This window comes from Streptomyces tailanensis (assembly GCF_008386495.1).
GTDB classification, from domain to species: Bacteria; Actinomycetota; Actinomycetes; order Streptomycetales; family Streptomycetaceae; genus Streptomyces; species Streptomyces tailanensis.
This window is the reverse complement of record NZ_VTHJ01000143.1, coordinates 1-6,160: the sequence shown is the minus strand read 5'-3', so window position 1 is coordinate 6,160 and position 6,160 is coordinate 1. Positions and strand designations below refer to the sequence as shown.

General features: G+C 69.7%; 6 protein-coding genes. All 6 read right to left on the bottom strand.

Translation table 11 applies throughout. The features are described 5' to 3' along the window. Positions 1-236 (bottom strand): Rieske 2Fe-2S domain-containing protein (locus tag F3T56_RS45425; protein WP_342787073.1); only part of this gene is annotated, 236 nt, incomplete at its 3' end. A 48-nt stretch (positions 237-284) separates the two neighbouring features. Beyond that, a complete protein-coding gene (locus tag F3T56_RS45420) occupies positions 285-1,448 on the bottom strand; it encodes an NAD(P)/FAD-dependent oxidoreductase (RefSeq protein WP_172639493.1) in 1,164 nt (387 codons plus the stop codon). Continuing rightward, a complete protein-coding gene (locus F3T56_RS45415; RefSeq protein WP_149831309.1) occupies positions 1,445-1,807 on the bottom strand; it encodes a bifunctional 3-phenylpropionate/cinnamic acid dioxygenase ferredoxin subunit in 363 nt (120 codons plus the stop codon). The genes F3T56_RS45420 and F3T56_RS45415 overlap by 4 nt, the downstream gene beginning before the upstream one ends. A 216-nt stretch (positions 1,808-2,023) precedes the next feature. Continuing rightward, positions 2,024-2,653, bottom strand: coding sequence for an MBL fold metallo-hydrolase (locus F3T56_RS45410; RefSeq protein ID WP_149831308.1), 630 nt, complete (start codon positions 2,651-2,653; stop codon positions 2,024-2,026). Continuing rightward, positions 2,653-3,738 (bottom strand): S-(hydroxymethyl)mycothiol dehydrogenase, encoded by a 1,086-nt coding sequence (locus F3T56_RS45405; protein ID WP_149831307.1) that lies wholly within the window; start codon positions 3,736-3,738, stop codon positions 2,653-2,655. Before F3T56_RS45405 ends, F3T56_RS45410 begins: the two co-directional genes overlap by 1 nt. A gap of 222 nt (positions 3,739-3,960) precedes the next feature. Then, a complete protein-coding gene (locus F3T56_RS45400; RefSeq protein WP_172639492.1) occupies positions 3,961-5,787 on the bottom strand; it encodes a BCCT family transporter in 1,827 nt (608 codons plus the stop codon). Between the last annotated feature and the right edge of the window lie 373 nt (positions 5,788-6,160).

Sequence of the window (6,160 nt, the reverse complement as noted above, 5' to 3'; positions counted from 1 at the left end):
CAGACGTTGAAGAAGGCACGGATGCTGTTGTCCCTGGCCCGGGTGACGAGGATGCTCTCGCGACCCACATCGACGGTACGGAAAGCACCGGGCTTCGCGAGCTCGGACGAGCGGGCGACACAGAACCACATGGTCTCGAATATGTGCTCCTGCTCCTGGGCGAAGATCTCGGGATCCGTGTAGGAGGAGCCGGGGAGGGTGGCGATCAGGCTGTCCGGCAGGCTGGTCGAGGTCACGGGGCACTCCTCGGGAGAACGTCGTGGAGGGTCAAGATGCAGGCGTTGTCAGGACGCGGTGGCGGCGAGTTGCTTGCGCCAGCGGGTGAACAGCCGCGGCTGGTTCATCCCGAGGACGGCGACCGGGTCTCCGGCCCGCCGGTAGACGGCCAGGACGTCGCGGTCGTCCGCGGTGCCCGCCTCGATGGTGACGCTGTCGGCGCCGGCCGCGTGACCGGCGAACTGGATCTTCACGCCGTACTGGTCGGACCAGAAGTACGGCGGCCGGGGCACACCCGGTTCGGTCGCGCCCCCGGACAGCAGCGTGGCGATCGCGGCGTCGGGGCGCTCGCGCGCACCGGTCCAGTGCTCGACGCGGCGATGGGTGCCCGCGCGCGGGTCGTACCAGTTGGCGCAGTCGCCGACCGCGACCACGCCGGCCAGGCTGGTGCGGCCGTCGGCGCCGCACTTGACGCCGTTGTCGAGAGCGATGCCGGAACCTTCCAGCCACTCGACGCACGGGCGTGCGCCCACCCCGACCACCACGATGTCGGCGGGGATGCTGTGGCCGTCCTCCAGCAGGACGGCATCGACACGCCTCTCCCCGCTCAGCCCCTTCACGCCCACCCCGCACAACAGCCGTACGCCGTGGTCCGCGTGGAGGGCCGAGACGACGGCGCCCATGGTCTCGCCGAGCGGTCCGGCGAGCGGCGTCGGGGCGGCCTCGACGACCGTCACGTCGAGCCCGAGGGCGTACGCGGTGGAGGCGACCTCCGCGCCGACGAACCCCCCGCCGATCACCACCAGCCGTCCACCACGGGCCAGTTCGTCCCGCAGGGCGCGGGCATCGTCCAGGGTGCGCAGCGTGTGCACTCCGGCCAGGCCCTCGGAACCGGGCAGCGTGCGTGCCGCGGCGCCGGTCGCGATGACGAACCCGTCGGCCTGCACCTCCCGTCCGTCACCGAGCCGGACGACACGCCGTGCGTGGTCGAGTCCGGTGGCGTGTACGCCGAGCAGCCACTCCGCCCGGAGGTCCTCGTCGTCCGTCTCCAGCGCGAGGTCCGCTTCGCCGAGCGTGCCGGCCAGGAACTCCTTGGACAGCGGAGGCCTGTCGTACGGGCGGTGGAGCTCGTCGCCGATGACGACCAACCGGCCGTCGTAGCCCTGCTTGCGCAGTGAGCGCGCCGCCGACAGCCCGGCCAGCGAGGCACCGACCACGGCGACCGTCCTCACGCGGGACCTCCGGCGAGCCGGGCCGAGATGCACGGCGGCAGGTTGGGCGCCTCGGTGGACAGACGGACGTAGACCATGCCGTCTTCGACGAAGACCTCGTGCGTCCGGACCGGCAGCTTGGCCGGCGGGGCGTCGACCGAACCGGTCCTCAGGTCGAACTTCGAGGCGTGCAGCGGGCATTCCACCTCGCAGCCCTCCAGCCAGCCGTCGGCGAGCGAGGCGTCCTGGTGGGTGCAGGTGTCGTCGATGGCGAAGAGCTCGCCGTCGTCGGTGTGGAACACCGAGACCGGCGGATCGATGTCGAGCCGAAAGGCCTCACCTCGCGGAAGATCCGCGAGACGGCACGCGGGAATCATCATGACACCTCGGTGCGTATAACGAAACGGATTGCGGTAAGCGCAACGCCAGTCTGAGGTCGCCCAGAACCCTTGTCAAGGCATTCAGAGGCCGCTCCGGACCGCTCATTTTCGTTGCTCCATGCAAAACTCAACCCATATGGAACAACAGCAGCCCGCCGTATCGGCTCGCGATGACGCGAGCCGATACGGCGGGCGCGTGAGGGTCGCCTGCGGGCGTCAGAAACCGCGGTCGATCCACTCCTGGAGATGCGGGGCCTCGGCGCCGACGGTGGTCGTGTCCCCGTGTCCGGTGTGCACGACGGTCTCGGCGGGCAGCGTCAGCAGCCGGCCCCGGATCGACTCGACGATGGTCGGGAAGTGGCTGTACGACCGCCCTGTGGCCCCTGGCCCGCCGGCGAACAGCGTGTCGCCGCTGAAGAGCGCGGCGAGGGCCGGTGCGTACAGGCAGACCGCGCCAGGGGCGTGGCCGGGCGTGTGCAGCACGGTCAGTTCGATACCGGCCACCGAGAGGCCCTGACCGTCGGTCAGTTCGGCGTCCGGCGCCCTCTCGGGGTGGGTCTGCTTCCACAGCGGCAGGTCGTCCGGGTGGAGGAGGACCGGGGCACCCGTGCGCGCCGCGAGTTCCGGCGCGGCGTCGATGTGGTCGTTGTGGGCGTGCGTGCACACGATCGCGGTGAGGCGCCGGTCGCCGACCGCTCGGGCGATGGCGTCGGCGTCATGGGCCGCGTCGATGACGATCGCCTCACTGTCGTCGCCGACGATCCACACGTTGTTGTCGACGTCCCAGGTGCCGCCGTCCAGCGAGAACGTCCCCGAGGTGACGAGGTGTTCGATGCGGGCCGCCATCAGAGGACCACCACCGAGCGCAGCACGTCGCCGTGGTGCATCCGCTCGAAGGCCTTCTCGACCTCGTCCAGCGCGATGGTCTCCGTGACGAAGGCGTCCAGGTCCAGCCGTCCCTGGAGGTAGAGGTCGATGAGCATCGGGAAGTCCCGGCTCGGCAGGCAGTCGCCGTACCAGGAGGACTTCAGCGCGCCGCCGCGGCCGAAGACGTCCAGCAGCGGCAGTTCCAGCTTCATCTCCGGGGTCGGCACCCCGACCAGGACGACGGTGCCGGCCAGGTCGCGGGCGTAGAAGGCCTGCTTGTACGTCTCCGGGCGGCCGACCGCCTCGATGACGACGTCGGCGCCGAAGCCGCCGGTCAGCTCGCGGATCGCCTCGACCGCGTCGGCGTCCTTGGAGTTGACGGTGTGGGTCGCGCCCAGCTTCTCGGCCGTCGCCAGCTTGCGGTCGTCGATGTCGACCGCGATGACCTTCGCGGCGCCCGCCAGGTTCGCCCCGGCGATCGCCGCGGCCCCCACGCCGCCGCAGCCGATGACGGCGACCGAGTCGCCCCGGCCGACGTTCCCGGTGTTGATGGCCGCGCCGATGCCCGCCATCACACCGCACCCCAGCAGACCGGCGGCGGCCGCCGACGCGGTCGGGTCGACCTTGGTGCACTGCCCGGCCGCGACCAGCGTCTTCTCCGCGAACGCGCCGATGCCCAGGGCCGGCGACAACTCGGTGCCGTCCAGCAAGGTCATCTTCTGCTTGGCGTTGTGGGTGTTGAAGCAGTACCACGACTCCCCGCGCAGACAGGCCCGGCACTGGCCGCAGACTGCACGCCAGTTGAGGATCACGAAGTCGCCGGGCGCGACATCGGTGACCCCCTCCCCCACCGACTCCACGACACCCGCGGCCTCATGGCCCAGCAGGAACGGGAAGTCGTCGTTGATCCCGCCCTCGCGATAGTGCAGATCGGTGTGGCAGACCCCGCAAGCCTCGATCTTCACCAGCGCCTCACCCGGACCCGGGTCGGGCACGATGATCGTCTCCAGGCTGACGGGGGCGCCCTTGCCCCGCGCGACGACAGCACGCACCTGGTGCGTCATGGCCACTCCTCGGCTGGTTGAGACTTGAATCTGATGTTGCTCATTACGGCACGCACCTCACGTGCCGCAACACAGCATGGTGGAGCGTCGACCGGGGGTCAAGGATCGCGACGGGGTTCCCTCAGCCGGGCGGGATCGGGGTCGGAACAGCGAGAACGCCCGGCGGGGCCGTGGCCGACCATGTCGGTGCCACGACCCCGCCGGGCGCGGGTCCGGCCGCTCTCAGTGAGCGGACGAGGTGGGTTGCGTGGATTCCTGGGACTGCTGGGGCTGCGTGGCGTCCGTGCCGTCGTTGCACGCGACGGGGCCGATGCGGAGTTCGAAGTCGCCGTCGTACTTCTCGTGGCCGGCGATGACGGCCGTTTCGATGGCTTCCTTGCCCATGCGCCCGCGGATGATGAGCGGGTCCTGGCGCAGATCGCGGGTGAGCGCGACACACAGGCCGACCATCACCACGGTGAAGGGGGCCGCCGCCAGGATGGTGAGGTTCTGCAGTCCGGTGAGCGCGTCGCCCTTGCCGCCGCCGATGAGCAGCATGACCGCGGCGACCGCGCCGGTCAGCACGCCCCAGAAGATGACGATGCCCCGGGTCGGTTCCAGGGATCCACGCTGCGAGAGCGTGCCCATCACGATCGAGGCGGCGTCGGCGCCGGAGACGAAGAAGATCCCGACGAGGACCATCACGACCACGCTCGTCACCGTGGCGATCGGGTACTGCTGGAGCACGTCGAAGAGCTGGCCCTGAGCGGTCGAGGCGTCGTTGAGAAGCTTCTCGTTCTGCAGGTGCATCGCCGAGCCGCCGAAGACGGCGAACCACAGCAGGCTGACCGTGCTGGGGACCAGGATGACCCCGCCGACGAACTGGCGGATGGTCCGGCCACGGCTGATGCGCGCGATGAACATGCCGACGAAGGGCGTCCAGGAGATCCACCACGCCCAGTAGAAGACCGTCCAGCCGGCCAGCCAGTCGGCGACACCCTCACCGCTCGACGCCTCGGTACGCCCGGCCATCTGGGCAAGGTCGCCGAAGAAGGCACCTATGGAGGTGGGCAGCAGGTCGAGGATGAAGATGGTCGGGCCGACGAGGAACACGAAGACCGCCAGCGACACCGCCAGCACCATGTTGATGTTGGACAGCCANGTCGGGCCGACGAGGAACACGAAGACCGCCAGCGACACCGCCAGCACCATGTTGATGTTGGACAGCCACTGGATGCCCTTGGCGATCCCGGACACGGCCGACGCGACGAACGCCACGGTCAGCACCGCGATCACGGCGACCAGCAGGCCGGTGCCGACGGATCCCATCCAGCCCAGTCCGGTGAAGCCGCTGCCGATCTGCAGGGCGCCGAGCCCCAGGGAGGCCGCGGAGCCGAAGAGGGTGGCGAAGATGGCGAGGATGTCGATGACCCGGCCACCCCAGCCGTTCGCCCGCTTCTCGCCGATCAGCGGGGTGAACACGGCGCTGATCAGCTGTCGGCGGCCGCGCCGGAAGGTGCTGTACGCGATCGCCAGACCCACGACCGCGTACATCGCCCACGGGTGCAGCGTCCAGTGGAAGAGAGTGGTGGCCATGGCGGTCTCCATGGCCTGGTTGGCGTCGGCCGGGTCGGTGCCCGGCGGCGGCGTGACGAAGTGGGACAGCGGTTCGCTCACACCGTAGAACATCAGGCCGATGCCCATGCCCGCGCTGAACATCATGGCGATCCACGAGACCGTGCGGAACTCGGGCTGCTCACCCTCCTTGCCCAGGGTGATCCGCCCGTAACGGCTGACCGCCAGCCAGAGGGCGAAGACCACGAAGCCCGAGGCGGCGAGGACGAAAGCCCAGCCGCCGTTGCGGATGGTCCCGTCCAGCAGCTTCCCGGACACGCTCTCCAGCGTGTCGGTCGCGGTGGCTCCCCACACGACGAAGGCGAGGGTGAGGGCCGCGGCGACACCGAAGACGATCAGGTCGGTCCGGGGGCCGGCGGATACCGCCGGGCTTCCTGGCAGATCCGCTTCGGCGGGATGGCTATGGTTACCATCCCTTTCACGGGTTTTGTTCATCAGCTCGTCCTTTCCACAGACGGCAGTGGAGTCTTTGTCGCGGACGACGACAGGAGAACTCGTCGGTGATTCCGCCTGACCCGGCACGCCGGAGCGGATGGGAGGACGACGAGAGAAGGGGAGGCGGAGCGTCCGCCATGGTGCGTCGTTGCGAATAATGCATCGTCATTCACTATGCGCAACAACCATCTGGGCCCCGGGGAGGGCTGTCAAGGGGTCGGACGTGCTGAGTTGTCCGACTGCAACCAACCAGTCACCACGGACGGACACGCGCGGCGACGCCGACCGGCCAACCCGTCAGCTGCCCGAGCGGGCGGGCATGCGCAAGCCCGCGCCGGTACGCACCCGACGCCACCGTGAGCAGCCGCCGCGC